At 52.4% G+C, this 26,501-nt stretch carries 27 protein-coding genes and 1 pseudogene; 12 read left to right on the top strand and 16 right to left on the bottom strand.

What is annotated here, in order from left to right; genetic code table 11:
* Positions 1–192: 192 nt before the first annotated feature.
* From MT962_RS09080 to MT962_RS09070, 3 genes are all read right to left on the bottom strand, one after another.
* On the bottom strand, positions 193–1,200 hold the full coding sequence (locus MT962_RS09080; RefSeq protein ID WP_247365436.1) for an alpha/beta hydrolase: 1,008 nt from the start codon (positions 1,198–1,200) through the stop codon (positions 193–195).
* A gap of 211 nt (positions 1,201–1,411) precedes the next feature.
* Positions 1,412–2,143 carry a glycine betaine ABC transporter substrate-binding protein gene (locus tag MT962_RS09075; RefSeq protein ID WP_247365435.1) on the bottom strand — a complete coding sequence of 244 codons (732 nt, stop codon included), beginning with the start codon at positions 2,141–2,143 and terminating at the stop codon, positions 1,412–1,414.
* Complete coding sequence (locus MT962_RS09070; RefSeq protein WP_029591788.1) at positions 2,143–2,433, bottom strand: putative quinol monooxygenase; 291 nt, start codon at positions 2,431–2,433, stop codon at positions 2,143–2,145. The genes MT962_RS09075 and MT962_RS09070 overlap by 1 nt, the downstream gene beginning before the upstream one ends.
* Before the next feature lie 367 nt (positions 2,434–2,800).
* On the opposite strand from MT962_RS09070, the gene tolA reads away from it, so the two are divergent.
* Positions 2,801–3,136, top strand: a complete 336-nt coding sequence (tolA, locus tag MT962_RS09065) for a cell envelope integrity protein TolA (RefSeq protein ID WP_247365434.1) — start codon at positions 2,801–2,803, stop codon at positions 3,134–3,136.
* Between the two features lie 675 nt (positions 3,137–3,811).
* Here the strand turns inward: tolA and MT962_RS09060 are convergent.
* From MT962_RS09060 to MT962_RS09035, 6 genes are all read right to left on the bottom strand, one after another.
* On the bottom strand, positions 3,812–4,018 hold the full coding sequence (locus MT962_RS09060; RefSeq protein WP_247365433.1) for a hypothetical protein: 207 nt from the start codon (positions 4,016–4,018) through the stop codon (positions 3,812–3,814).
* Between the two features lie 20 nt (positions 4,019–4,038).
* Positions 4,039–4,998 (bottom strand): LacI family DNA-binding transcriptional regulator, encoded by a 960-nt coding sequence (locus MT962_RS09055; RefSeq protein WP_029591786.1) that lies wholly within the window; start codon positions 4,996–4,998, stop codon positions 4,039–4,041.
* A gap of 83 nt (positions 4,999–5,081) precedes the next feature.
* The gene (locus tag MT962_RS09050) at positions 5,082–5,981 is read right to left on the bottom strand and encodes an ROK family protein (protein ID WP_024560908.1); all 900 of its coding nucleotides are present in this window, start codon (positions 5,979–5,981) and stop codon (positions 5,082–5,084) included.
* Positions 5,982–6,024: 43 nt separating this feature from the next.
* On the bottom strand, positions 6,025–6,363 hold the full coding sequence (gene chbA, locus MT962_RS09045) for a PTS N,N'-diacetylchitobiose transporter subunit IIA (RefSeq protein WP_268743929.1): 339 nt from the start codon (positions 6,361–6,363) through the stop codon (positions 6,025–6,027).
* On the bottom strand, positions 6,363–7,685 hold the full coding sequence (locus MT962_RS09040; protein ID WP_247365432.1) for a PTS sugar transporter subunit IIC: 1,323 nt from the start codon (positions 7,683–7,685) through the stop codon (positions 6,363–6,365). The genes chbA and MT962_RS09040 overlap by 1 nt, the downstream gene beginning before the upstream one ends.
* A gap of 14 nt (positions 7,686–7,699) precedes the next feature.
* Positions 7,700–8,011 (bottom strand): PTS sugar transporter subunit IIB, encoded by a 312-nt coding sequence (locus MT962_RS09035; RefSeq protein ID WP_024560911.1) that lies wholly within the window; start codon positions 8,009–8,011, stop codon positions 7,700–7,702.
* 168 nt (positions 8,012–8,179) lie between these two features.
* On the opposite strand from MT962_RS09035, the gene MT962_RS09030 reads away from it, so the two are divergent.
* The 5 genes and pseudogenes from MT962_RS09030 to manA all read left to right on the top strand — a co-directional run bounded on the left by MT962_RS09030 (position 8,180) and on the right by manA (position 15,836).
* The gene (locus tag MT962_RS09030) at positions 8,180–9,451 is read left to right on the top strand and encodes a PTS transporter subunit EIIC (protein ID WP_024560912.1); all 1,272 of its coding nucleotides are present in this window, start codon (positions 8,180–8,182) and stop codon (positions 9,449–9,451) included.
* A gap of 208 nt (positions 9,452–9,659) precedes the next feature.
* A complete protein-coding gene (locus MT962_RS09025; RefSeq protein ID WP_247365431.1) occupies positions 9,660–10,997 on the top strand; it encodes a carbohydrate porin in 1,338 nt (445 codons plus the stop codon).
* An 11-nt stretch (positions 10,998–11,008) separates the two neighbouring features.
* A pseudogene (locus MT962_RS09020) lies at positions 11,009–13,203 on the top strand (CBM35 domain-containing protein).
* Between the two features lie 48 nt (positions 13,204–13,251).
* Positions 13,252–14,670: a glycoside hydrolase family 1 protein gene (locus tag MT962_RS09015; RefSeq protein ID WP_247365491.1), complete on the top strand. Its 1,419-nt coding sequence runs from the start codon at positions 13,252–13,254 to the stop codon at positions 14,668–14,670.
* Positions 14,667–15,836, top strand: a complete 1,170-nt coding sequence (manA, locus tag MT962_RS09010; RefSeq protein ID WP_247365430.1) for a mannose-6-phosphate isomerase, class I — start codon at positions 14,667–14,669, stop codon at positions 15,834–15,836. The genes MT962_RS09015 and manA overlap by 4 nt, the downstream gene beginning before the upstream one ends.
* A gap of 83 nt (positions 15,837–15,919) precedes the next feature.
* On the opposite strand, the gene MT962_RS09005 is transcribed toward manA, so the two are convergent.
* Positions 15,920–16,273 carry an MmcQ/YjbR family DNA-binding protein gene (locus tag MT962_RS09005; RefSeq protein ID WP_048888630.1) on the bottom strand — a complete coding sequence of 118 codons (354 nt, stop codon included), beginning with the start codon at positions 16,271–16,273 and terminating at the stop codon, positions 15,920–15,922.
* A 329-nt stretch (positions 16,274–16,602) separates the two neighbouring features.
* Here MT962_RS09005 and MT962_RS09000 point away from each other — a divergent pair, with 329 nt between their 5' ends.
* Complete coding sequence (locus MT962_RS09000; RefSeq protein ID WP_024560918.1) at positions 16,603–17,340, top strand: YoaK family protein; 738 nt, start codon at positions 16,603–16,605, stop codon at positions 17,338–17,340.
* A 21-nt stretch (positions 17,341–17,361) separates the two neighbouring features.
* Here the strand turns inward: MT962_RS09000 and MT962_RS08995 are convergent, their stop codons facing one another.
* A complete protein-coding gene (locus tag MT962_RS08995) occupies positions 17,362–17,757 on the bottom strand; it encodes a helix-turn-helix domain-containing protein (RefSeq protein WP_024560919.1) in 396 nt (131 codons plus the stop codon).
* 110 nt (positions 17,758–17,867) lie between these two features.
* Between MT962_RS08995 and MT962_RS08990 the strand changes: the two genes are divergently transcribed.
* On the top strand, positions 17,868–18,917 hold the full coding sequence (locus MT962_RS08990) for an NAD(P)-dependent alcohol dehydrogenase (RefSeq protein ID WP_247365429.1): 1,050 nt from the start codon (positions 17,868–17,870) through the stop codon (positions 18,915–18,917).
* A 71-nt stretch (positions 18,918–18,988) separates the two neighbouring features.
* On the opposite strand, the gene MT962_RS08985 is transcribed toward MT962_RS08990, so the two are convergent.
* Together MT962_RS08985 and MT962_RS08980 are read right to left on the bottom strand one after the other, a co-directional pair.
* Positions 18,989–19,960, bottom strand: a complete 972-nt coding sequence (locus tag MT962_RS08985; protein WP_024557954.1) for a sensor domain-containing diguanylate cyclase — start codon at positions 19,958–19,960, stop codon at positions 18,989–18,991.
* Between the two features lie 293 nt (positions 19,961–20,253).
* Positions 20,254–20,703: a helix-turn-helix domain-containing protein gene (locus MT962_RS08980; protein WP_247365428.1), complete on the bottom strand. Its 450-nt coding sequence runs from the start codon at positions 20,701–20,703 to the stop codon at positions 20,254–20,256.
* Positions 20,704–20,864: 161 nt separating this feature from the next.
* Between MT962_RS08980 and MT962_RS08975 the strand changes: the two genes are divergently transcribed.
* Entirely contained in the window at positions 20,865–22,067 is a 1,203-nt protein-coding gene (locus MT962_RS08975; RefSeq protein ID WP_247365427.1) for an MFS transporter, read from the top strand.
* 36 nt (positions 22,068–22,103) lie between these two features.
* A complete protein-coding gene (locus MT962_RS08970; RefSeq protein ID WP_247365425.1) occupies positions 22,104–22,679 on the top strand; it encodes a hypothetical protein in 576 nt (191 codons plus the stop codon).
* Between the two features lie 105 nt (positions 22,680–22,784).
* Here the strand turns inward: MT962_RS08970 and MT962_RS08965 are convergent, their stop codons facing one another.
* The 3 genes from MT962_RS08965 to ycgZ all read right to left on the bottom strand — a co-directional run bounded on the left by MT962_RS08965 (position 22,785) and on the right by ycgZ (position 23,809).
* On the bottom strand, positions 22,785–23,051 hold the full coding sequence (locus tag MT962_RS08965) for a biofilm development regulator YmgB/AriR family protein (RefSeq protein WP_024557958.1): 267 nt from the start codon (positions 23,049–23,051) through the stop codon (positions 22,785–22,787).
* A gap of 52 nt (positions 23,052–23,103) precedes the next feature.
* The gene (locus tag MT962_RS08960) at positions 23,104–23,403 is read right to left on the bottom strand and encodes a hypothetical protein (protein WP_024557959.1); all 300 of its coding nucleotides are present in this window, start codon (positions 23,401–23,403) and stop codon (positions 23,104–23,106) included.
* A 166-nt stretch (positions 23,404–23,569) separates the two neighbouring features.
* Positions 23,570–23,809 carry a regulatory protein YcgZ gene (ycgZ, locus tag MT962_RS08955; protein WP_247365423.1) on the bottom strand — a complete coding sequence of 80 codons (240 nt, stop codon included), beginning with the start codon at positions 23,807–23,809 and terminating at the stop codon, positions 23,570–23,572.
* A 428-nt stretch (positions 23,810–24,237) separates the two neighbouring features.
* Here ycgZ and MT962_RS08950 point away from each other — a divergent pair, with 428 nt between their 5' ends.
* A complete protein-coding gene (locus tag MT962_RS08950; RefSeq protein ID WP_024557961.1) occupies positions 24,238–25,458 on the top strand; it encodes a diguanylate phosphodiesterase in 1,221 nt (406 codons plus the stop codon).
* 279 nt (positions 25,459–25,737) lie between these two features.
* A complete protein-coding gene (locus tag MT962_RS08945) occupies positions 25,738–26,469 on the top strand; it encodes a MerR family transcriptional regulator (protein WP_024557962.1) in 732 nt (243 codons plus the stop codon).
* Positions 26,470–26,501: the final 32 nt, after the last annotated feature.

The raw sequence follows: 26,501 nt of genomic DNA, 5'->3' as shown, positions 1-26,501 counted from the left end.
TGTTTATCCTCAATAGTAAATATCATCAGGTGATTGATTTTTCAGGCAAGGGGTTCATTCATTGCCTTGCTTGAGGGTAAGAATAGGCCGCTTGCGGCGGCGGAAACACCGGGCCGGAGCGGTAACACTTTCACTTACCGAGTGAAAATCAACACAGCGCCCGGCGCATAGCGCGCCGGGCCGCAGAAAACATTATTTCAGGTGAGTTTTCAGCTCGGTGGAGGCCTGAAGGATAGCGGTGCGTACCGCCGGCACCGTGCTCAGGGCGTTCAGCAGGCCGTAGTCGTGAATCAGGCCGTTATAGCGGGTGACGGTGACATCAACCCCCGCCGCATCCAGCTTGCGGCCAAAGGCTTCGCCTTCGTCGCGCAGCACGTCCAGCTCCGCCGTCTGGATAAGCGTCGGCGGCAGGCCTTTCAGCTGCTCCGTCGTTGCGCGCAGCGGCGAGGCGAGAATGCTATTGCGGTCGCTCTCTTTGGTGGTATAGGCATCCCAGAACCATTTCATCATGTTGCGCGTCAGGAAATACCCCTGCTCGAACTGGTTATAAGAGCCGGTAGTAAAGTTCGCGTCGGTGACCGGCCAGAACATCACTTCATAACGAATGGCGGGCGTGTGATTCTGCTTCGCCTGCAGGGCGACGGCCGCCACCATGTTGCCGCCCACGCTGTTGCCCGCCAGCGCCAGACGGGAGCCGTCCACGCCAATCTCCTCGCCATGCTCGGCAACCCAGCGGGTGGCGGCGTAAGCCTGATTAATGGCGACCGGGAAATGCGCTTCCGGCGACGGGGTATAGTTAACAAAGACCGCCGCTGCGCCTGAGCCCACCACCAGGTCGCGGACAAGGCGTTCATGAGTCGGGAAGTCGCCCAGGATCCAGCCGCCGCCGTGGAAGAACATAAAGACCGGCAGGATGCCTTTAGCGCCTTTCGGCTTAACGATGTTCAGGCGGACAGGCTGGCCGTTAACCTGAATGGTTTTTTCACTGACGTCGGCAGGGGGAAGCGCGGCGCCTTTTTGCGCGTCGACCAGCACCTGGCGGGCCGCCTGCGGGGAGAGCTGTTCCATCGGTTTGCCGCCGCTGCTGTTCAGCGCGTCGAGAAACGCCTGAACGCGATGGTCGGCATACGGCTGGTCAGCAAAGCTGCTGGTGGAGACGGCGGCTAAGGTTGCGGCAAGGATAGTCTGTTTGATTTTCATGGTAGTGCCTCCTGATTATTCGCTATTAAATCGTGCGCTATTTAAATGTATTTACGACTGACGTGTTGCTGAGTTCGTGATGAGGAATATAAATAGTGCGCTATTTGATTGCAAGTTATCTTTTTAGGGAAAATGCGGTTTTTGGTTTATTACATTGATAAACAGAGGTTTATTTTTTGAAAAGGGAAGCCGTTACGCCTCCCTTGTGGCGCTATGCAGCGCTTTTACGCAGGTCGTCTTCCAGCGCGCTCAGCCTGGCGTTGCCGATATAAAGCGATGAAAGCGCAGCCAGCGCGGCGGGATTTATCTTCTTGCGCGCCGCTTTGCGCACCAGCAGCGTCGCCTCGTCCTGCACGCCGAGCAGCCCTTTGGGCTCTTTCAGCGCCCGGATGGCGTAGCGGTTATGCAGAAACTGCGGGTGCCAGAGGGGAATAACCACCCATTTTTTGGCGGCGACCGCCTGCTCGTAGCGGCCAAAGCAGTCGCTCTCGGTGCCTGGCTCAAAATAATACCCGGCGCTATCCAGCCCATAGGCCTTAATCATCTGCGACGAGAAGCGGCTGATGCCGGCGCCGGGGTTAATGCCCTGGATAAGCCTTTCCATGCGGCTCAGGGCTGGCGCTTTTAGCAGATCCTCCACCCCCGAAACCGCCTCTTCAGGCACATAATCCGACACGCCCCAGATGCAGTAAGGCTCATAAATCACCGAAAGCTTATCCACCGCATCAAGCATCGGCGCCAGGTAAACCTCATGGCTTGAAGGGAGCCACGCGGAGGCAAAAATATCGCTTTCTCCCCGGCCCAGCCGCTCAAAAGCGGCCTCATGCGGGGCGGCGTTATAGATGACCTCATGACCAAACGTTTGCAGGATGCGCCCGACTTCAAGGGCGCTTGCCTGATGAAACGACAGGTCGATATAGCCAATACGAATGGGTTCAGCCATCACGATACCTTCGTAAGCGTGGTGACGCTGAGATCGGCCAGGCCGTCGATCGCTTTCATAAAGCGTAAAAACGGCTCGCCTTTGCCGTGCTCTTCCATCGCTTCGCGGGAAGCCCAGCGCTCAAGCATCACGAACTGGTTCGGCTGCTCGTTGTTACGGTACAGCGCGTACTGTTTGCAGCCCGGCTCGCCCTGAACCTCTCTTTCCACCTGCATAAGCGCCGCTTCGACAAGATGTACGGCGCTGGCGCTGGAGGTGATGGTTGCGACTACGGTGATTTCCTGTTCCATGCTCTGTTCCTCAGTTGCTGTGTAAGGGGTGTTGCCAATCCTAAGGGTAGCAGGCGAGGGGAAATAGCCGCGGCGGAAGGTAAGAGTTTCACTCGCGGAGTGAAAGTGGGGGAAGGGAGTGATAAGGCATTACCTGGTAAAGGGGCATTTTAATAAGTCGAAGCAGCTACCTTTGAACTGCTGGCCGATATGACGTATGGATAATGTAAACACCTGAATTTTGCGCTGCATGGGGCTGGCCTTGCCGCAAAGTACGTTAATCCGGGAGATAACCATTTAATCGCCGTTTACGTCGAATGAAGGATTGTTACGTTCCTTGAGGGTTACTATGCTCGCTGAAAACTATTTCAAGTGTGGGGAAGTACAGATGAAATATGTAATCGTTGGCATAATAGCCTGCTTAACGGGCTGCGCGGAGAAAGCTGACGTCGGCATTAACAACGATATTCAGGCCTATACAACCGGAATCCGTAACGCCATTATCAAGGAATTTGAAGATATCGATAGTTATCATGGTCGCCGCTGCATGTTACGCCTGGCATTAAATTCCGATGGCTCGCTTAATGATGTTCGAAGCGAAGGCGGCGATCCGCCACTATGCGAAGCAGCCATCGCGGCGATTAAAGAAGCCGACTTGCCAGAACCGCCAAATGAACGCGTCTATAATTTATTTCAGAATGTGCCATTAGATTTTAAACCATGACCCGAATCGCGTGGCGGCTTATATATGACGCGCTACGTAAAGCGCATGAAACAACGCTTCTAAACCTAAAGAGCGCGGAGTTTTGGAAGATGGTTTATCAGGCGTTGCAATGGCGGGGAAGGCTTTAATAACAGAGGGTTAGATTAAAAAAAGATTTAATAGAAACCAAAAGTTGAAGGGTTATCCCATATCTACATTTGATTGCGCGCTGGCGATAAAACGATCCTGCTATAGCTAATAAGGGGCGGGGAAAATGAGCAATAGTGGCTGTGCGTATAAGTTTGAGTGCTGGCTGATTATTTCGCCCCTTTTTGGGGGATTCATAAAAAACAGGAGGCCTTGTAGGTAATTCGAAACTTTTGGAGCCTGTATAATATCGATGCTCCTGCTCCGTCGCTGATTTTCATTGGCCCGTTACGCTTCCTGTCCGCTCATCTGTCTTAATAAACGGCCGCCTGTGCCCATCATCTTTTTATGTGTAAACCTAATATAATACGTTGTCTGACGACGAGCCGTTAAGGCGCCAGTTTTTCGTTATTTCCGAATTTTAGCCAAAAGCTGGCCGACAGGATGAAAGGGCGTCAAATAGCCGCTTAGCTAAAGTGAATATTAAGAGCGATAGTGAGAAAAGCGAGGCGATATACCTCGGCAGCACGATTAAACGTCACACTGATATTAGTTATCTTTGGGTGACGTTTTCGGGCACGCTTGACCAACAGGAATTACCCTCTTTTCACGGTGATCTGTGCGTTCATAAACGCAGATTGTGCCTTCATCCGTATTAACCTGTTCTTTCAGCGGCAAGCCTGAATCCTGCGCAAAAACCCGCCAGGACGCCACAAAAAGCAAGGCTACGGTACTTAACAGTTGGACTGCATTCATATATCACTCCTGAAAAACGGTTAACTCATTTCCATTACCGACTGGCGAGGTGTGAGCTTACCAATGATCGGTGGTCGTTCCGTTTCGCGAAGCGGACGGCCCTCAACCAGGCTCTTAATACGCTGTACGCACTGGTTCAGCAGGGGTTCCATCGGCCAGGAAATGCAGGTTAGCTGCGGATATAACTGCGTGGCCAACGGGGAATCCTCAAGACTAAGAAGAGACACCTCCTGTGGCACGGCAATATTGAATTCGCGGAAAAGGCGCATGGCTTCTGCGGCGTAAGCATCCCGCTTCACCACGATAGCGGAGAATTTGCTCAGGCTATTGATAAGCGTTAACAGCGCGCGTTCGACGCTCTCATTGGCCGTTAACACTAACTGGCGATTAAACGGAAAAGAGTAGTTCTGCAATACGTTGCGATAGCCTTCCACCATTCGCTTGCTTGCGTCGTCCGTCTCGTTATCGATTACCAGCGCTATGCTGCGATGGCCTTTACCTATCATATAGCGGCAGGCGCTCTCCGTGGCAAAGGCGAAATCGTAGCCCTGACTTGTCGCATCGACCACTGGCCGGTCAAAAGAGATAACGTTATCGCCGCTACCCGGTACAACCGGTCCGAACACCACAACAGCGGCGCATTGCCGCTGTAAGTCATCCACCGAGGCGGCATGTTCGATGTCGTTATCGACATACTGAACGATGAGCGTTTTGTTGAGCGCTTTCATTGCGCGCGCCAGTGCGGGAAGTATGCGTGCGCCACTGCTCTCATCACGTGAGGAAAGCACCACGCCGATATGGCTTGATGACTGACTCGCCAGGTTTTGCGCGGCAAAGCTCGGGCGGTAGTTAAGTTCTTCTACTGCCCTTAACACCGCTTCACGGCTCTCTTCGCGAACCCCCCGGGTGCCTGTCAGCACGCGGGAAACCGTTGCTCTGGAAACATTGGCTAATCGTGATACATCATCAATCGTAGGCATAGCGTTTTCTGCGTGGTGAGTTTTTATCATCTTAACATAACCCTCCCGAAGAATCGTCCCGTCGCCCGTCGTCAAGGTCATGTTCACCGCGCGTTCAGCCGGGGAAGCCAGGCTGCGCCACGAACGCCGCTGGCATCGCCAAAGCGCGCCGGAACAATGCGCGTGTGGCAGGTTTCGGAAAAGAGACAGGAAACAATCGCGGCAGGAAGCTCCTCATATATTCTGCTGACATTCGATAACCCACCGCCTAACACAATGACCTGTGGATCCAGAATGTTAATGACAGACGCCAGGCTGCGGGCGAAGGCATCGATAAAATGCCGCCAGTGCTCGCGGGCCTGCGGATTTCCCTGTTCTGCGGCGTTTATAATCTCCTGTGACGTCAGTCCCCCCGGGAAACGACGGGCAAAGCCGGTACCGGAAATAAAGGTTTCGATACAGTTGTACTTTCCGCAATAACAGGGCTGCGCGGGTCCGTCAAACGCTGGCGCGTAGCCCGGCAGCGGGTTGTGTCCCCATTCACCGGCAATGGCGTTTGGGCCTTGTAATAAATGCTGGCGTACGGCGACGCCGCCGCCACAGCCTGTTCCGATTATCACACCAAACACGGTGTCTGCCTGCGCGCCTGCGCCATCTACCGCTTCCGAGAGAGTAAAGCAATCGGCGTCGTTGGCTATCCACACCGGCTGGCGGATGCGTGCGGCCAGATCGGCTTTCAGATCGTGGCCATTAAGCACCAGGCAGTTGCAGTTTTTGATAAGCCCCGTTTGCGGGTCGATTGCGCCCGGCAGCCCGATCCCCACGCTGAAAGGTTCGGGGCTAACCGCGCGAGCGTCGTTAATCAGGCCAACCAGATGCTGCATAAAAGCAGCATAACTCTCTTTCTGCGTAGGCTGGCGCTTGCGCCAGAGGTAATCCCCTTGCGGCGAAAGCAATACGGCCTCCATTTTTGTGCCGCCGATATCAAGTCCAAGATAGTGCATGCGATCCTCTGCCAAAAGAGAGGCCGCAGCCTCTCTGTTATCGTTATGCCTGGTACGGGCGTGTCCGGTAAATTTCAATAAGCTCCGTCACCAGCTCTTTGGCCAGAATGGAGGTCATCAGGTGGTCCTGGGCATGCACCATCACCAGCGTCATTTTGGTTTTCCCTTCGCCTTCATCGGCTTCAATGAGCTTCGTTTGAACCAGGTGAGCTTCGCGGGCATAGTGCGTCGCCTCTTTCATGCGCGCATCCGCGGCGTCAAAATCACCGCGCTTAGCACAGCCGAGCGCCTCATAACACAGGCTGCGCGACTGACCCGCGTTGATGATGATGCCCATAACTTGTTCTTCTAATTCCATATTTTTACCTCTGCGTTCTGCTATCAGGCGGATTGAGCCGCATCTTCTGCGTGCTCAACCGCGTTTTCATGCTCTTGTTCCAGAAGTTGCTTTTCGTAAGCTTTCAGAAACGGGAAGTACATTACGGCAGATGTCGCCATGCATATCAGGCACAGGATCACCGGGCTAAAACTCCAGTTGGCAGCCCATGAAGCGCCGATAGGGGCGGGCGTGGTCCACGGCGTCATCGATACCACACGGCTGACTAAATCGAGATCCAGAGCAAACCAGGCCAATGTGGCGTTGACCATCGGAACAAGCACGAATGGCAGGAAAAACAGCGGGTTCATAATGATGGGGGCGCCAAACAGAATGGGTTCGTTAATATTAAATACCCCAGGCACCACGCCCATACGTCCGATAGTCCGTAAATGAATGGCTTTACTTCGCAGTAAAAGGAAGGCCAGCGGCAGTGTCGAGCCAACGCCACCGATTAGCAGGTAATGGTCCCAGAACCCCTGAACGTAGATGTGAGGGATCGCTTCGCCTGCGGCGATTGCCGCCTGGTTGACGGAGAGGTTTGCCATCCAGAAGGGGTTCATAATACCGGTGACGATCAGCGCGCCGTGGATACCGGCAAACCAGAGAACCTGACACACCAGCACAGAGAGCAGTACTGCGGGGAGCGTATCGGATGCGGCAACAAGCGGTTTCACGAGCGACATTATCGCTTCCGGGATAATCATCCCCAGTTGCGCTTCGATAAACAGATTCAGCGGGTGCAGGGTGACGACGATTGCCAGCACCGGTATGAGGATCTCAAATGAGCGCGCAACCCCGGTCGGCACTTCCGGCGGCAGACGGATGGTAATATTGTGCCGCTTAAGGAAGGCGTACAGTTCCGTGGAGTAGATAGCAACCAGAATGGCGGTGAAGATCCCCTGACCGGAGAAGTAGGCCGTTGAAATCTGCCCATCCTTCAGCGGTGCGGCGACCAGTAAAAAGGCCATTAAAGACAGCATGCCGGCAGTCAGGGAATCCAGATCGTGGTGTTTGGCCAGGCTCGCGGCAATCCCGACGGAAATAAAGATAGTCATAATTCCCATGCTGAAATTGAAGGGAAGCATAAGGGCTTCACGGTGATCCAGCGAGAATTGCAGCCATGCCCGGGCGAAACCCCAGGATGTGTCGGGCGAGAAGGGGGGGAAAATAAACACCAGCATAAAGGAACCCACAATCATGAACGGCAGTGCGGTGATAAAGCCGTCACGGATTGAGGTCACATATTTTTGCTGCCCGACGGCGCCCGCCATCGGAGTAATCTTCCGTTCAATAACCTGGATAAGTTTCGCGTACAGAGCGCTCATGGGGTTTCCCTTTTTTATTTGTTATCTATCAGGGAGAGGGCGAAATCGAGAACGGCGCCCCCTTTTTGCATGCCGTAGTCCATCATGTTGATAGGCTCGACACGGATCCCGTATTTATCGGCTTGTTTCTGAAGATCGCTTTGCATGTACTTTACCTGCGGTCCAAGCAGTACGACCTGGTAGTGACCTACCTGCTCGGCAAATTCGGCAACGCCATACGCGTTGATCTCCGCTTGCAGGCCACGCTTTTGCGCTTCATCAACCATTTTTTTCACCAGCAGGCTGGTGGACATCCCGGCGGAACAACACAACATGATTTTTTTCATAACGTCTCCTTTGAACGAATGGCTGGAATATAGTCATCGTGGAACAAAACGGAAAGCGCTTTCCATTTGCGGATAAGGTAATTGTGACCGCGATCACCTGAGTGAATCTTTCACTTTGCCCAAATGTGCGCGATCATCCCGGCTATTCACGAACTAAAAGGTCGAGTTATGAACATTCATCTAATGAATGTTGCTGTGGATTTGATTGAGCAACGCCTCACGCCTGCGGCGAATTTAATTACTAAAAATCAACATATTACAGCAATGAGAGATGGCTTCACCCTTGCCATGCCGTTTGTAATCGTGGGAAGTTTGATGGTGCCACTGCTGTTTCCACCCTTTGCTATTTCAAGCGCTTCGCCATTTGCGCACTTTTATTTGCTGCTGCGTCCGATACTGTTGCCAACCTTTGAACTCACGCTTGGGCTGGTGGCGTTAATTGTTGCCTTTGGCGCCAGCGCCAGCCTTGCCAAGCAGTATCAACTGCCTGAACGGCTGTGCGGACTAACCGGATGCCTCTCGTTTTTGATGTTCATAGGATTTCGGGATAATGGCGCAACGAATGTTTTTCTGGGCGGTATGGGGCTCTTTACTGCGCTAATTTCAAGCGCTTATTCCATTGAAATAATAAGATTTTTTTATAAAAGAGGGTGGTGTGTCCGCCTGCCGGACGAAGTGCCGGTCATGACGCGAAACGGGTTCCAGTTGCTTATACCGCTGCTGGTGATCATGATTTCCATCAGTGTGATGAATACCCTGATGCTTCAGACGACCGGACAAATTTTGCCACAGCTACTTGGCGAAACACTACGCCCCCTCATCGTGGCGTCGGATACCCTCACAGCAGTGCTTATCTCCTTGTTTATTTGTAATCTTTTGTGGTTTGTCGGTATCCATGGCGCATTGATCGTTACGGGCATCATGAACCCTTTTTGGCTAACGTATCTGTTTGAAAACCAGCGGGCCCTGGCGGCCGGGCAGGCGGTATTGCCCCATATCTATCTGCAAGGATTTTGGGATTTTTATCTGCTGATTGGCGGCATAGGCTCTACGCTGCCTTTGGTATTTATGGCGATGCGAAGCCGCTCAAGGCAGTTGAAGAGTGTTGGAAAAATTGGTCTGCTGCCTTCGTTATTTAACATTAATGAGCCGATACTGTTTGGTTTCCCCATCATTATGAACCCGGTTTTTTTACTGCCGTTCGTTTTTGTTCCACTCATAAACGCCTGTATAGCATGGTATTTTACGCAACTTGGCGTGCTCGACAGGGCCGTAGCTATGCTGCCGTGGTCGATGCCTTCACCGCTGGGAGCGGCATGGTCGGCGAACGGTAGCTGGAAAAACATGTGCATGTGCCTGTTCGCCTTTCTCAATGCCTGGATGCTCTATCGTCCTTTCTTCAAGGTTCATGAACGTCAGCTGATGCAGCTGGAAAAATAATCCTCGCCTTCTTGTCTCTGCCCATTCCCGCTGGGCAGAAGATTATTTCGTGATGTTAATCACAAAAAATTCTTCCTGGATAATAAATTTGTGATTCAATCCGGCAAACATGGAAAGCGCTTTCCATTTGTGGATGTACATTTCCTTTTTTGATCCTTACATTTCCCGTGCACGTTTAACCGTGAAAATAAAAATTCAAAGGGAATCTATGCAAACGTTAATTAAATCAATACCTCTGTCCTTGATAACCCTCACTGTCATCAGCGGCTACGCCAGCGCCGATGAAAAGTATGATTTCGCGCTTCATGGCTATTTACGGTCAGGTATTCTCGCTAATACCGATGGCAACCGGGTAGATTCGGTGGGACTGATGCCGGATGGTAAATGGCGCCTGGGTAACGAAGAAGATACCAAAATCGAATTGATCCCGACGGTTACGCTGAAATCGGACTCCGGTACGGTCGCCCGTGTTCAGGCAAACCTGACGCATCAAACCAAATGTACCGCTGACTGGAACTGTACCGACGATGACGGTAAAGAAACCCAGTTCCGGGAAGGTTTTGCGGAGTTATCAAATCTTGATTTCGCTCCGGACATGACGTTCTGGGCGGGTAAACGCTACAGCAGCTCTAACCTTTCCAGCCACCAGTTCGACTGGGAATATATTCAGTACAACGGAACCGGGGGCGGCTTTGACAATCTGGATCTAGGCTTTGCGCGCTTTGATGCCGGCGTTTATGCCTTTACAACCACTGATGAAGCCAAAGCCTATCCGGTGGCTCTGGGGGATCAGGGATACCCCGACGATTACTCGCTTAATCTGTGGTTCAAAAAAATTGGCGGGACCGGGCTGGACGTTGAGCTTATCGGCCACCACATGAACCGCAACGAAAATCATCCCACCGCTGCACAGAAAGGTTACGGCGTGACGGCGCTGTATAACGTTGACAGCTTTTATGGCCTGACTGACGGCTATTCCCGCATCGTTTTCCAGTATGGCAAAGGCCTCGCCGCAGCGGACTCGCTGGGGAAAAACGGCTGGGGCTGGGCAAACCTTGAAGATACTCAGTCCTGGCGCGTGATTCTTGATGGCATGGCCAGTTTGGGCAAAGTCGAGGTGTCGACCTTCGCGTTTTATCAGAAAGACAAAAACTACCGCTGGTGGACCAGCGATGATGACGGCTGGGGACGCTCCATGTGGGTTGCGGGTATCCGTCCGTATCATCAGATAACGAAGAACTTCGCCATGCAATATGAGGTGGGTTACGAATATCTGGATGATAAAAATTACATGGGGGTGAACGGTAAAGGGAAAGGGGGCCTGACCAAGGTGACCATCGCGCCGACGCTGACGTTTGATTCTGGATTCTGGACCCGTCCGCAGCTGCGATTCTTTGCCACCTATGCCAAATGGGATAAAGGCGTCTCGGATGCGATGGACAGAAATTACGACTGGAGCACCGGTACTCTTAGCCCGGGGGCCTATTCCCGTAGCGGCGAAACTGACACGCTGAATTTTGGTGTGCAGGCTGAAGTCTGGTTCTGAGGAGAAAACAGATGGCTTTCCCGATTCGAAAACTCCTGATGGTTTCCTTACTCTCCGCGCTGGGAAGCGCGGGAGCACGTGCGGCGGAGCAATCCCATTTTGAACATTTTATTACTCGTGATGGCGCAGCGTTAAAAGATGGCGCCCGGCTCTTTCGCTTTGCCGGGATCCACGCCCCGGAGCTGCATCGCATAGAAGATGACGCGCGAGGAACCTGCAAGGCCGATCCGCGCGGGTGGGGGCAATATTTCAAATGGCCTACTGCCGAAGAGCAAGAGAACTGGATCAAAGCGCTGGTGCAAACAGGCGCTAAAGCACAGCGCGTGTATGTGCTTTCTGTTCAGCAGGAAAATGATACAGCCTGCGGACGTGAAACGCATATCCTGGCTCCGGCAACCCCGGACGGGATGCCGCGGCTGAATGAAACAGCAATGAAAGTGTATGACAACATGATTGCCGAGGCGGATAAACAGGGGTTACGCCTGATTCTGCCGTTTATCGATCACTGGTGGTGGTGGGGGGCCGGGAACAGCTGGCCGCGTTTTATGATGAAAAGCCGGAAGATTTTTATCGGACAGACAGTAAAACCTACCTGGCCTATCAGGACGTGATCCGCCAGGTCATTACCCGTACTAACTCTATCACTGGACGCCATTACTACGATGAAAAGGCGATCATGGCGTGGGAAACGGGTAATGAGCTGGAAAACACTAACGCCGATTTTCTGCATCAGACCGCAGCCTGGATCCGTAAATGGGCACCCCATCAGCTTATCGTCGATGGTACCTACAAAAAGGTGAATGATTTCGCGCTCAACGATCCGAACGTGGACATTATCAGCAATCACTATTACACCAACGCCGGTAACAACCATCCCGAGCAGGTTCGTAAAGATCTGGAGGCGATAGGCGGCAAAAAAGTGTATCTGGTGGGCGAATTTGGTTTGCTCGATCAAAAAGATCTCAACGCTATCATGCAGTCAATTGTGCACACCGAGGTCAATGGCGCTCAGGCCGCAGGTGGCTTTATCTGGGGTTTTCGCGGTCATCGCCATGATGGTGGTTTTTACTGGCACAAAGAGTATACCGGCCACTATAGCTACCATCTGCCAGGCTTCCCGGTCGAGGGGAAAGCGAACCAGGAGATGGAGGTAGTCAATCTGGTGCGAACCGCTTCGGCGCAAATGGCAGGTCTGAGCGAGGCGCCTGCGCTGCCGGTACCGCAAGCGCCTAAGCTGCGCGAGAGCAACTCGCCATTTGCCATTAACTGGATGGGCTCTCCCGTCGGGCGTTATTACGACGTGGAAAGAGCGACGCAGGCGCAGGGGCCGTGGACCCGTGTCGGCAAGGATCTCTCCGACGGCAAAAATGAGTGGGATCCAGCGAAAATGAGTCTTTTCCGCGATGACTATCGCAGCCTGACGCCAGGTAAGACTTACTACTATCGGGTTATCGCTAAAAATGAGAGTGGTCAGTCTGTTCCTTCAAACGTGATTCGCCTGGAGCATACGCAGAAAAACCTTCCCCCGGTTATTACGCTGCAGGACATGCTTTCTACCACTATTGATAAAGGGGTCCAGCTCAATGCGGCCTGGCAGGATGATAATTTGCCTGAGCCGAAGGTCAGCGTGGCGTGGAGCCATGACGGCAGGAATAACGTTCACTTTTGTGACAGCAGCAAAGCGGAAACCCGCGTCTGGTTCTCAGCACCGGGTGAGTATGCGTTGACCTTTACGGCTGACGATGGGTTGCTGAAAAGCAGCAAGACGATGAAAGTCAGCGTGAAACCTGCGGCGGGGCCTGGACCTGCGGATTACTGCAACTTTAGCGGCGGGACCCTGGACGTTAGCCAGGGGAAACTTAACTTCACTAAAAGCGATAAAGATACCCTGGCCATCGGAGAAGACGGTTTCCTTGGGCCTTTCGCTCATGACGGGGACAGCGTGAGCTGGCGGGTTAACGCTCCCTGGGACGGCAAATTTACCCTGCATGTGAAATTTAACGGCAAATGGGGTGGCAAGAAAAACTCGTTCATTGTGAACGGCGGAACGCCGATTAGCATTGAATTCCCGCCAACGGATGAGCAGGGCCAGACCATGGACGTTCCGGTCGCGCTCAGGGCAGGGGACAACACCATCAGTTTTGGTAAGTTCTCCGGCGACTGGGGCTATATGTTCATCAAATCAATTGAAGTCACTGCAGAGTAGTTGTTTGGCTGCCCTCCTCGGGCAGCCTTTTTTCATTCAGGAGCCATTATGAATCGGTATCAATTTCCGGAAGGTTTTTTTTGGGGCGCAGCGGCGTCAGGCCCACAGACGGAAGGCATAGCGAATAAGCCGCACCGTTCTATCTGGGATAGCTGGTTCGCAGAACAACCCAACCGCTTTTTCCAGCAGATTGGTCCGCAGCAGGTATGTGAAACCTACAGTAAATATAAAGAGGACGTTGCGCTGATGAAGCAAACGGGATTCAACTCGTTTCGCACTTCTATTCAGTGGTCACGGCTTATCGATAATTTTGAAACCGGTGCACCGAACCCTGAGGCCGTTCAGTTCTACCATAACTACTTCGATGAGATGATTGCCAACGGCATTGAGCCCATGATCAATCTTTATCATTTCGACATGCCGGAGGCGTTGCAAAAGCAGTATGGTGGTTTCGAATCGACCCATGTGACGGCGCTTTTCGCCCGATTTGCCCGGACGGCATTTGAGCTATTTGGTCATAAAGTCAAATACTGGATCACCTTTAATGAGCCGATTGTGCCTGTTGAAGGCGGCTATCTTTATGATTTCCATTATCCTTGCAAAAAAGACGGCAAACTGGCGGCGCAGGTTGCGTTCAATATTATGCTGGCGCATGCGAAAGCGGTGCAGGTGTACAGAGAACTTGAACTGCCGGGTGAAATTGGCGTGGTGCTTAATCTAACCCCCTCGTATACCCGAAATAACAGCGAAGAGGATAAAAAAGCGGCGTGGTATGCCGATCTGCTGTTTAATCGCAGTTTCCTGGACCCGCTGGTTAAGCATGAATTCCCGAAGGAATTATGTGAGATTCTGGCAACCCATCATTGTCTGCCTGAAATGAAGAAAGCGGATGTCGACCTGATAACCGGGTCGCGGGTAGATTTCCTTGGTGTTAATTATTACGTGCCGCGTCGGGTTAAAGCGCGTGAATGTCCCTATGTTCTCGATTACTTTACGCCCGAATATTATTTTGAAAATTACAGCGATCCTGACGGGCGCTTTAATCCCTATCGCGATAATAACGAGATTTTTCCGCAGGCGATTTATGATATAGCCTGCAGCATCCGTGATAATTACGGCAATATTAAGTGGTATCTCGCTGAAATTGGTATCGCCATGGATTTACAGTCAGAAGGCCCTGTTCAGGCTGATGGGTTTATTGATGACACCTTTCGCATCGAATTAATGGAAGAACATCTCGAACAGCTCCATCACGCCATCAGCGCGGGCGCGAACTGTTTTGGCGTGCACCAGTGGACATTTATTGATAACTGGTCGTGGATAAATAGCTTTAAACGTCGATACGGTTTCTGGCGACTGGATCTGGAAACCGGAGAGCGGCAAATCAAGCGCAACGCCCTTTGGTTTGCGGAACTGGCCACCTCTAACGGATTTACTCCCGGCGCTTTTATAAAGGGCAAAAAATGATGGCCTCATTTTATCGTCTGAGAAACACCATTAAAAATTATGCCTGGGGCAGCCGAACGGCCCTGAATGCGCTGTTTGGCGTGCCTAACCCGGATGAGCAACCGCAGGCTGAAATCTGGATGGGGGCGCATCCGGCAGGGTGTTCCGAAATCGAAATCGGTGCGGTTTCTATTTCCTTACAGGACGCGATTGCGCAATCCCCTCAAACTGTTTTAGGGGAGCGAACGGCGGAAAAAGTTGGCCAGCTACCGTTTTTAGTAAAGATACTGGCGGCAGAAACCGCGCTTTCGCTTCAGGTTCATCCTGATAAACGTCAGGCGGAAGAGGGCTATGCAAGGCAAGGGAATCGAGCCGGAGACGATTATAACGATGCGAATCATAAACCTGAGTTGGTTTATGCTATTACGCCTTTTATGGCGATGAATGGTTTTCGTCCTTATCCTGAAATTGTGAATCATTTTCTGCGTCTCAATTCGCCTGAACTCATGCCCGCGCTCGCGGAATTTCGCACCAACCTGAACGCCGACGGGTTTAAGCGCTTCTTTGTCTGCCTGATGCAGCTTGCGCCGCAGGCGAAAAGCAATGTCCTCCAGCAACTGAAAGAGAGCCTTGAGGCTGGCGGTTTTGTCCATTTACAGGAATTTCTTATCCGCTTGCAGCAGGACTATCCGGGGGATATCGGCATCCTGGCGCCGTTGTTTTTACACTGCATAACGCTTGAGCCTGGCGAAGCCATGTTTTTGCGGGCCGGGACATTGCATGCATATGTGCACGGCACCGCCGTCGAAGTGATGGCTTGCTCCGATAATGTTCTGCGCGCAGGGTTAACACCGAAAAAAATCAACGTACCTGAGTTAGTTAACTGTACGGTTTTTAGTGAAACGCATGAACACACCTTAAAGCTGGCCGCTGATACCGCTGGAACTGACCGTCATTATCCTGTTCCCGTAGAGGATTTTCGTTTCTCGGTGATGGGGAACTGTCAGCAAAAACGTATTGAAGTCGATAGCGCACAAATTTTACTTGTGCTTGAAGGCCTCACTACGTTGCGCGATACCCGCGGTGAGGAGATGAGGCTTCGCGCCGGCCAGTCGGTATTTATACCGGCTCTGACAGAGGCTTATTTTCTGACTCAAACCGGCCAATCCTGTCTGGTTCAGTGCTGAACAGTTGATGTTTGTACGCAGGCGTTTATCTCAACAAAAAGTCCGCACGGCGCAAGCCGGGCGGGCTATCAGGGAAGCGATAATCAGGCCGTCAGCGCGTAACTTTCAGCAAGCAGCTCATAAACCGCTTTCGCAGGAAGCGGGCCGGAGAGCAGCACGCTTATCCAGTGCTCTTTGTTCATATGGTAAGCGGGCAGAATGCCTTCTTTCTGGCGTAGCGAACCGATGTGCTCAGGGCGAGCCTTAATGACCAGCACGTCTGTTTCATCGTCTGTCTTAAGCCCCAGTTTGCGGCCAGGCACATTCATTATCACGCCAAACCATTTATTATTACTCTGGTGCCGAAGCACGGCATAAGCCGGGAATTTACGCCAGAGATATTCTGGTTCCGCGTTAAAATGCTCCCGGGCGTACCGCAATAATGCGTCTCTTTTCATTATTACCCCACACGGCGAATGGTTAATTTATCAGCCTGGTTGTTTTATGCATAATATATGCTCATGGTAATGAGGGGTGTGTCATAAGTAAAACCTTTCATAAAAACAAATTGCCGGGCTGGCATACGGTCGCTTTACTCTAAAATTATTCATGATGATGTATTTTAGATGAAATATTTTCACTTCGGAATGTAAATAAAATTCAGGATATAAAAAGAATGATGTTTTAACAGGATATATTCGCTTGTTTAAGCAATATCTTAAAAGACGCGCAGCCACTTTTTATTAGTCTTCAGGCCCGGCGAAAACCCATTAATCGGAGGTTGTCAGTGCTGATTAAACTTAAACGAGTGCGGTCCCATCTTGAGGACAGGAAACTGGCGCTGTGGCTGGCAACGGCCGCAGGACTGCTTAACGCCATCGCGCTTGGCGCGTTTGGTTTTTTTCCTTCCCATATGACCGGCAATACTTCGCAATTATCCAGCGAAGTTTCTACGACAGATTTTAAGAATATCGCTTTTTTTGGCGCCATTATTCTCGCCTTTGTCTGCGGCGCAATACTTGCCCGTATTATCGTTATCTGGGGGATTGTCACTAATAACCGGCTCGTCTTTTGTCATATTCTGCTGGCTGAAGGGGTTATATTAACCGCAATTTCCATTTACGAGACCTATTACCACGCCTTCACCTCAAACCGTGAAATTATCGCCGTGCTTTGCGGTTTGATGGGGCTGCACAATTCAACATCTACGCAGCTTTCTAACGGCAGAGTCCGATCCACACATATCACCGGTACGCTTACCGATGCGGGTATCTCTTTCGCTTCCGTTTTTGTCGCCATGCTGCGGCGCGATTATTCAAAAGATGCGCAGGCGCAAAAAAGTCAGCTCACCACCCACCTGACCACTATTTTCTCTTTTCTAACCGGAGGGATTGCCGGGCTGTCGTTGTTTAACTATTTCGGTTTTACATCCATGACGGGCGTTGGGATAGTGCTGGCGACGGTCGCCATGCTTTCTATCATCACCATTAACCGCCGCGTGGGTAAGCTGCGCAGGGCGTATTAACCCGGAGCCGCTGCTGCGGCTCTACTCCTCCTGCGCGTGCGTCGGGGCGTTGTAAAGCGCGTCCATTTCATCCAGCGCCGCCTGGTTTTCCAGCCCCCACTGGTACATCTGTTCTATTGGCTCTGCGAACGTTTTACCAAGCGGCGTTAACCGGTAATCCACTTTCGGCGGGATAACGTCATAAACGTGACGGGCGATTAACCCGCGCTGTTCCAGCTCCTTGAGCGTCTGGAATAGCATTTTTTTGGAAATGCCCTGCAGGCTGCGCTGTAGCTCGCCAGTGCGGGCGCGCCCCTCCGGCCAGTGATAAAGCGCGTGCAGCACCATGGTGCTCCACTTGACAGAAAAAAGATCCATCAGCCTACGCGGCGGCGAATCAGCGTAAAAGAAGAGCTTGCCGTCTACCCATGCTGGCACAGTAATACCCTCGCTTATGGTCACCATTTGGTGACTACTATCTATAAAGAAGCCATTTAGTTAAAGTCTGCCGCCTTCGTTGAATTAAAGCCAGTTCATTCCAGGGCCCTATGAAAATTAATGCATTAGTCGCGCAGGACGCGACACAACCCCTCTCCACCCGCCAGATTTCGCTTCGCCCGCTGCAAAAGCAGGATGTGAAAATTGAAATCCTTTACTGCGGCGTCTGCCATTCCGACCTGCACATGGCGCGCAACGAGTGGGCCGTGAGCCGCTATCCGCTGGTGCCGGGGCATGAAATCGTCGGCCGCGTCGTGGAAACCGGCGCGCAGGCAAGCCGCTTTACAGTGGGCGATATCGTCGGCGTGGGCGTGATGGTCGATTCCTGCCGTGAATGCCATTTCTGCCAACAGCAGGAAGAGCAGTATTGCGAAGCAGGTTTTACGGCAACCTATAACGGCATCGATAAGTACACCGGCGAAAGCACCTGGGGCGGTTACGCGCAGAATGTGATTGTTGATGAGGATTTTGTGGTTTCCGTGCCGCAGCACCTGCCGCTGGCAGGCGTGGCGCCGATGCTTTGCGCCGGCGTCACCGTCTGGTCGCCGCTTCGTCATTACAACGTGAAGGCGGGCGACCGCGTCGGCGTGGTCGGCCTTGGCGGGTTAGGGCATATGGCTGTGAAGCTCGCAAGCGCGCTGGGCGCAGAGGTGACGCTCTTTACCACGTCGCCGGAAAAGGGCGCAGACGCGCGACGCCTCGGCGCAACGCAGGTTGTGGTTTCGCGCGACGACGCGCAGATGGCGGCCTGCCGGGCTTCGCTTGATCTGATTATCGACTGCGTGGCGGCGCCGCATGACCTCGACCCCTACCTGGCCGCGCTGAAGACCAACGGGCGCCTGGTGCTGGTGGGTATCCCGGACAGCCCGCATCTGTCGCCAGACATTACGCCGATGGTGTTCCGCCGCTTAAGCATCAGCGGTTCGTCAATCGGCAGCATTAAAGAAACGCAGGAGATGCTCGACTTCTGCGGCGAGAAAAATATCACCGCGGATATTGAGCTTATTGGCGGCGAAGCGATAGAAACGGCTTACGCGCGCATGCTGAAGGGCGATGTGCGCTACCGGTTTGTTATCGATATGCAGGCCACCCGCTGGTAGCGGCGTGCAGACTACGCGCCAATAAGAAAGCGCCTGTGAAAACAGGCGCTTTCTCAATAAAACCCTCTCGATCAGCCGATTTTGCTGCTCATCTTCCGGTTTTCAGAGTGCATGACTAAATCACCTTCCGTCACCATTTCCAGCAGCGTTTTAAAATTACGTTGCGTACTGTCTATGACGCCGAAAGCGTAATTGATGTTGAAAGGCTTTTCAGAGTGGAGGTTGTAGTCATCCAGACGCGCCTGGAAATCACATAAGAACTTATCCGCGTCGGCTTTGTTTTTATGCTCAATTAATACCGCAAACTGGTTGCCGTCGAGCCTTGCGAGGGTATTGCCGGGTTCGAGACTTTTCTTCAGGCTGGCGGCAAACAGTTTAATGGCCCGGTCGCCCTCGGCATGGCCCCAGAATTCATTAATCGAAGCCAGGTTATTCATCGTTATATAAAGCAATGAAAACGCTTTACCTTGCTCTTTTAACGCGGCGAACTGTTTTTCACCGGTCTGGTAAAAGCCGCGCCGGTTCGGCAAACCGGTCAGGCTGTCCGACATCGCCATGCTGATAATGTAAAGCTCATCTTCCACAACGGCGGCGAGATCAAGCAGCGTATTCACGTTTGACGGGCTAAAATCCCGCGGCAGGGTGTCGATGATGCAGATAGTGCCGGCAATCGTGCCGCCAGGTAAACGCACCGGGCAACCGGCATAAAAGCAAATTTTCGGCTCGCCAGTGACCAACGGGTTATCAAAAAAACGTGGATCGGCAGTGGCGTCAGGCACCACGAATACGCCCTGCTGAAGAATGGCGTGAGCGCAAAACGAAACATCGCGCCGGGTTTCCCGTAACTGAAAGCCGTTGGTGGAGATCATCCACTGCCTGTCTCTGTCGAGGAGGGTGATAAGGGCGGTGGGCACGCCGAAAACCGTACTGGCGAGACGCGTCAGGCGGTCAAGGCGTTCCATATCTTTTTTGTCGAGCAGGTCGGTCATATAAAGCGCCTGCAAGCGCTCTTTTTCATTCGCGGGTTTTTGTGGAAAAAGCATATAACCCCCTCATCATGAAAATGAATCTAAAATATATTGTTGCGGTGCGCTTTGGATCACGTTTTTTTACTTCTGAATAGTTTAGCGATTCTTATAGATAACGCGCTTATTAACACTTAAGCAAGAAATTTATTGGCGACAGCTTCATATTGACTATAGCTGCAAAAAATAAATCCAGAGGGGGATAGCGAATGACGCATGTGAAAATTATCGGGGCGAAGGAAAACCCACCAGCAAAGATAATTTCCCGCCTGGCGTTCTGAAACGGTTCATGTCGGCTTATCTGAAAAGGGTTATTTGGTCATCGGGATACGCCTGCTTTGTTCCGCCTCAATAATTTCTCCCTGCACGTTGCGCACCTGCATTTTCTCCACAGGCGCCCCGGTTTCGTTGTCGACCAGAACGGAATAAGTCTCGCCGGGCGCGAATAAGTTCGCTTCGCCCCACTGACGTAAGCAGACAATGAGCGGGAATAAAGCGCGCCCTTTGTCGGAAAGAATATATTCCTGGTAAGCACTGCCGTCAGAAGCGGGTCGGGTCATGAAAATACCGTCCTCGACGAGCTTTTTCAGGCGGGTGGTCAGAATATTTTTTGCCGCAAGCGTGCTTTTTTGAAAATCGGAAAAGCGGGTAATGCCATCGAAGGCGTCCCGCACCAGCATCAACGCCCATTTATCTCCCAGCACGGCGCAGGCGCGTGCGACAGGACATGGCGTTTTTACAAATGTCTCTTCGTAATTCATCTCTCTCCTCCGGCAACGCTCATGGGTATAGGCGCGTGAGCGAAGCGCAATGCCTTTTTATCGCCAGGCGTGTACCCGCATCATAATAAACCTTGTTGCATTTTGAAACTACGTGAGCTAAAACAAACTTGTTTCAATTTGAAACCAAAAGGACACCTTCTATGCCGGAAACCTCCTTCAGCGGGCAATGCGCCCGCTCGCCGCAAGCGTATGCGCCAGGCTGGCTTATTCTGTTGTTCTCGGTCGCCAGCGGGCTGGCTGTCGCGAACGTCTATTTTGCGCAACCTCTGCTGGCATCGATGGCCGCAGAACTGCACGTGACGACTGAAGCGATTGGCTCGGTCGTGAGCGCGACGCAAGCAGGATATGGCGCCGGGTTGCTGTTGCTGGTGCCGCTTGGCGATCTGATTGAGCGTCGGCTGCTCATTACTGGAATGCTGCTGATTTCCTCTGTGGCTTTAACGGCTGTCGGCTTTGCGGCGGAGTATTACACCTTGCTGATCGCCATGACCGCTGTGGGGCTGATGGCTGTCGTGGTGCAGGTTTTTGTCGCCAGCGCATCAACGCTTTCAACGCCAGGGGCGAGAGGAAGGGCGGTAGGAACCGTCACCGGCGGCATAGTCCTGGGGATCCTGTTGGCGCGTCTCGCTGCAGGCATACTGGCCGACCTGGCAGGCTGGCGGGCCATTTATCTTCTCTCCGCGGCGCTCATTGTTATGATGGCTATCCTCTTATGGCGGGTTTTTCCCTCACAACGGGCTGAACGCGCAGAGACAACCTACCGCCAGATATTGCTCTCCGTTGCGCTGTTGTTTTTCACCGAAAAGCTGCTCAGGATCAGGGCTATCCTGGCGCTGCTTATCTTTATGAGTTTCAGCATTTTATGGACGAGCCTGGTATTGCCGCTCAGCGCCGCGCCATATTTTTTCAGCCATACGCAAACAGGGTTATTTGGCCTTGCGGGGGTCGCCGGAGCGCTGGCGGCTTCCAGAGCAGGGCGGTGGGCGGATCGGGGCTATGGGCAGCGGACGTCGGGGCTGGCGCTGTGCGTGCTGGCCGCCTCATGGCTGCCGTTAAGCATGGCGCAATCCTCTATTTTGCTGCTTATTCTCGGCATCGTTATGCTGGATTTCGCCGTTCAGGCTGTTCATGTTACCAACCAGAGCCTGATATTCGCCGCAAGGCCAGAGGCTGCCAGCCGCCTTGTGAGCGCTTACATGTTTTTTTATTCTGCAGGCAGCGGCGTGGGCGCGTTGCTTGCCACCCTGACGTACAGCGCCTGGGGCTGGACGGGCGTTTGCCTGATGGGTGCGCTGGTGAGCGTTACGGCGCTGATATTCTGGCGATTTACTCATCGCGGTTAATAATGCGCGGAATCCAATACAGCAGGAAGCAATCTCATGTCTTTCAAGGCCTTTTTTTTAGAAGAGTCTCAGTACACCGATAGCCAGTTACCTGAAAAAGCGATAAACCCGTTTGCTGAGCGCGGCGTATTCAGAAAAAGAGTGCTCATCACTCACCATAACGAACCGGCGCTTATATTGCGCATTTTCGTCGGAACCGACGAGGACGGGTTTTTACTGGAGCAGTGTTTCAGCCAGTTATTACTCAACAGCGAAACGCTGGCGATTCTCTACGGCCAGCATGTACATCTCTTTAACCTGGCTTCACATGAGGTAAAGAGTCATTTTCTGGATGACTATGCAGGAGACCTTTACCCGGTGCCGGATAGTAGCTCGGCATGGCTAAGCGAGACGTTTCTGGCCACTACTTTTTGCTATACGTTCTTAATAAGTCTCGATAAAGGCATTATTTGGCGCTCTGCGCAGTGCGCCATTGACGGTGTTGTTATCAATGACATCAGGGAAGAGGTGATTTACGGCTCAGGCGAATGGGACCCACCGGGCGGCTGGCGACCGTTTATGCTGTCGATGGCGACGGGCGAGTTGATTAACATCGGGAACATGGAGCAATAAGGGTGAGCGGAGAGGGTAGTTAAAAAAGAAAGCGAAGAACAATAAACCTCAGAACCCGCGATAAACGGCTTGGGTTTATTGTTCTCCACCCGGGAAACGAGTAAATCAAATATCGTCCATCGTATGGTCGACGACGATTTCCAGCGTCTTGCGGATCACATCGCCTTTCACCACATCGTTGGTTGATTCAATCGCGCTTATCAGGCGCAGGATGATGGCCTTATGGGTAAGCGATTCATCTGCGGCAAGAATTTCGCGGATAACGGCGCCAAGTATTTTCGCTTCTTCTGCCAGCATATCGCCAGCGTTGCGGAAATAGTCCGTCAGCGCTGTATCAGGCAGCTCTGCATAAATTTTTGATTTTTCAAGCATAACCTGGCTCATGTACTCATACCATTATTGATTTATTAATAATTAAATGCTGTCAGTGTTTTTTACTGGCGTCTGACTGCTGGCTATCTCCAAACAGCGAACGCACATTATCATGGCTCCATTCTTTATTTTCGCGAATGTTCTTACGCTGCCCGGATAACATGGTGTTGCTGATTTCAGCAATGACGCCGGTAATGGCTTTACGTCTCTGGCCGTCTGATTCACTCGCTTCCATAGCGCGCAGCCTTGCAATAAGGGCTTTGAAATTAATCGGACCCTTTTCTCTCAGCAGAGACAACACCGCCTCGCCGATAATCTCGTCAGTTAATTGTTCAGTTTCACTTCTGTTCATAAATGCGTCTCTGATTGCCGCGCTTCCTCGCCGGAAAAGCGGATAAAATCAGTTTTCAGGTGGACCAGTCCACTGAAAATTGCCAGCTTTTTACGAGGCTGGCAATATTATCCCCGCCAGGATTGACTTGAATAACCCGACATCTGTACTGATTACATGTCCGATCTTAACGATCGAACAACAGACCTATAAGCGTGTTGTAGTGACTCTCTTCTTGCGCATCGCTGGCGAGTTCGAGTCGGCTAAGCAGCTTCATGCAAATGGTCTTGCGGTTAAGGGTGCGTCCATCGCGAAGAATTTCCACGACGATTTGCCCTAAAATCTCTTGCTGTGAAGGAAGATCCGCTTTGTTGAAGTACCGGGCAATAGCATTCGCTGTATCCGGAATGTAACCGTTCTGCTGCATATGTCCTTCCCTCTAAAACAAGTTAACCTGCTAAGTATGTCTAAAAGTATACAAATTCTCGCGAACTTGTACATCGAAATTGTACAATGAGTTAACTATTTTTATTGTATGTTAATAAACTAGTTAAAATTCATAGCGTTGAGTTTTGCATTTTTTTGTAAAGCTCCGTTCCCGACAGGTTTGTAACGCTAAATCCTGTACAGATGCGGCACATTTGTCGTCAGCAAAGACGGGTTAACCGACGTGCGCGCAGAAGAAGCGCGAGCTCCCGGTGTCAGGTCGTCTGCGAACGCCAGGCGTCGCTGCCGCCGCTTTACGGCAATTGTGTGACGAAACGGTGCGTGCAAGGGGATGCGTAATCACTGCAAGACCTGATGGCAAGCATCTGATAAGGTGGCCGTTCATAAAAATCATTCACTGGGACTTTCATGCTCACAACTATCATTTACCGAAGCCATATTTGCGACGATGTTCCCGTTAAAACGCTGGAAGAGATGGTAGCCACAGCAAACCAGAAGAACGGTGAGGCGGGCGTAACGGGCATTCTGCTTTTCAACGGCACGCATTTTTTTCAGCTGCTCGAGGGGCCGGAGGAGGGGGTTTTACCGATCTACAACCATATCTGCGAAGATGGCCGCCACTATAACGTGGTGGAGTTGATGCGCGACTATGCGCCGTCACGGCGGTTTGGTAAGGCCGGCATGGAACTCTTTGACCTGCGCGAGTACGACAGCGACGAAGTTCTCCAGACCGTGCTTGATAAAGGCACGTCTAAGTATCAGTTAACTTATGACGACCGCGCGCTGCAGTTCTTCCGTACCTTCGTTGAGGCAAGGGAAAAAGAGAACTATTTTGAGATCCCACCCGGCGATAGCTGGGATTTCATCTCCGATGGCAACGCCGTAAAGCCAGAGAATCTGGTCATCGACAATGCGGCAGACTGTAGCTTCGCTTTTCAACCGATAATTGACCCGCTGGCCCAGGAGGTTGTATCGCTGGAAGCGCTTATTCGTACGCCTTCAGGCGACACGCCGCGGGCTTACTTTGAAAGTCTGTCGGGGGATGCCATTTACGAGGCCGATCTCAACAGCAAAAGGGTGGCGTTCGCGATGGCGCGCGCGCTGAACCTCGGCGAGCAGATGCTCTCGGTTAACCTGCTGCCGATGACACTGGTAAAAGTACCCGGCGCGGTCAGCGTTTTGTTGCAGGAAATCGAGGCCAACGGGCTGGTGCCGGATCAGGTTATCGTTGAATTTACGGAAAGCGAGGTCATTTCCCGCCTTGATGAGTTTACCGATGCGGTGAAGTTACTCAAAGCGGCGGGCATCCAGCTGGCTATCGACCACTTTGGCGCCGGCTTCGCCGGGCTATCGCTGCTGGCGCAGTTCCAGCCAGACCGCGTTAAGATAAACCGCGCGTTAATAAAGGATGTCCATAAAAGCGGGCCGCGGCAGGCTATTATCCAGGGCATTATCAAAAGCTGCGCCTCGCTGGAAATCTCCGTTTGCGCCGTGGGCGTCGAGAAAGCGGAGGAGTGGATGTGGCTTGAGTCGGCGGGCGTTTCCCTGTTCCAGGGGCACCTGTTCGCCGCTCCGGAATTTGGCGGCATTCCCGCCGTCGCCTGGCCGGAAAAAAAATCGGGTTTCTGAGCGACGGTTTTTTCGCTTCCTGTCGCAAGAACGCATGCTGCTGACCTGAAAAGCGGCAGCCTGCGTGGAAGACCGTTACAATAGAATCAGAATTATCATTTCCTGGACATCCAGACCTGTACATATTTAAATCAGCACTGCTGTTTTTTATCGTTACCCCTGCCAGAAACGGCCTGTGAAGCCTCTTTTTCCTTTGTACAAGAAAAAAATATTTGTACAAGATGGGCGGATTGGTTAGGTTGAGGCATGGACGTATCAGGTTTGATTATGAGTGAGTCAATGGCCTTTTACAGTATTGGCGAAGTCGCCGAACGATGCGGAATAAATCCAGTCACGCTGCGCGCATGGCAGCGTCGTTATGGATTGTTAAAACCACAGCGTAGCGAAGGCGGGCATCGTCAGTTTGATGAGGCCGATATTCAGCGGATCGAAGAGATCAAACGCTGGGTAGAGAGCGGCGTGCCCGTCGGCAAAGTGCGGGCGCTGCTGGAAGAGAACAAGCTGGTGGTCAATGACGACTGGTCATCGCTCCAGGAGGAGATGATGGCGGTGCTGCGCCATGTACGCCCGGCCAGGCTGCGCGCTGCCATTATGGCGCTGGGGCGCGAGCATTCTGCGGATGCGCTTATCGATCATATTTTTGTGCCTGTACGCCAGCGGCTAAGCCTCGACCAAAATACCGCCCGCACCATGTGCAGCATGCTGGACGGCGTGCTGATTGACTATGCCGCCTCTTGTCTGGCCGAGGCGCGCAAAAAAACCGGCAAAGAAGCGCTGCTGATTGGCTGGGATTGCGAGGACCGCACCCGACTCTGGCTGGAAGCCTGGCGACTTTCTCAGCAAGGCTGGCACATCGACGTGCTGGCGGAACCGCTGGATGCGCCGCGCCCGGAGCTTTTCCCCGGCCAGCAACTCTTTTTGTGGACCGGCAAAGCGCCCTCCCGCCGTCAGCAAGAGCAGCTTGCGCACTGGCGCGAGCAGGGCTATACGGTCGCCTTTCACGGCGCGTAGCGGTAACGCAGATGAAAAAGGATGCCCGGGCA

This window comes from Franconibacter sp. IITDAS19 (assembly GCF_023079515.1).
Classification (GTDB): domain Bacteria; phylum Pseudomonadota; class Gammaproteobacteria; order Enterobacterales; family Enterobacteriaceae; genus Franconibacter; species Franconibacter pulveris.
The sequence above is the reverse complement of the archived record's forward strand: the minus strand, read 5'-3'. Positions and strand labels throughout refer to the sequence as shown.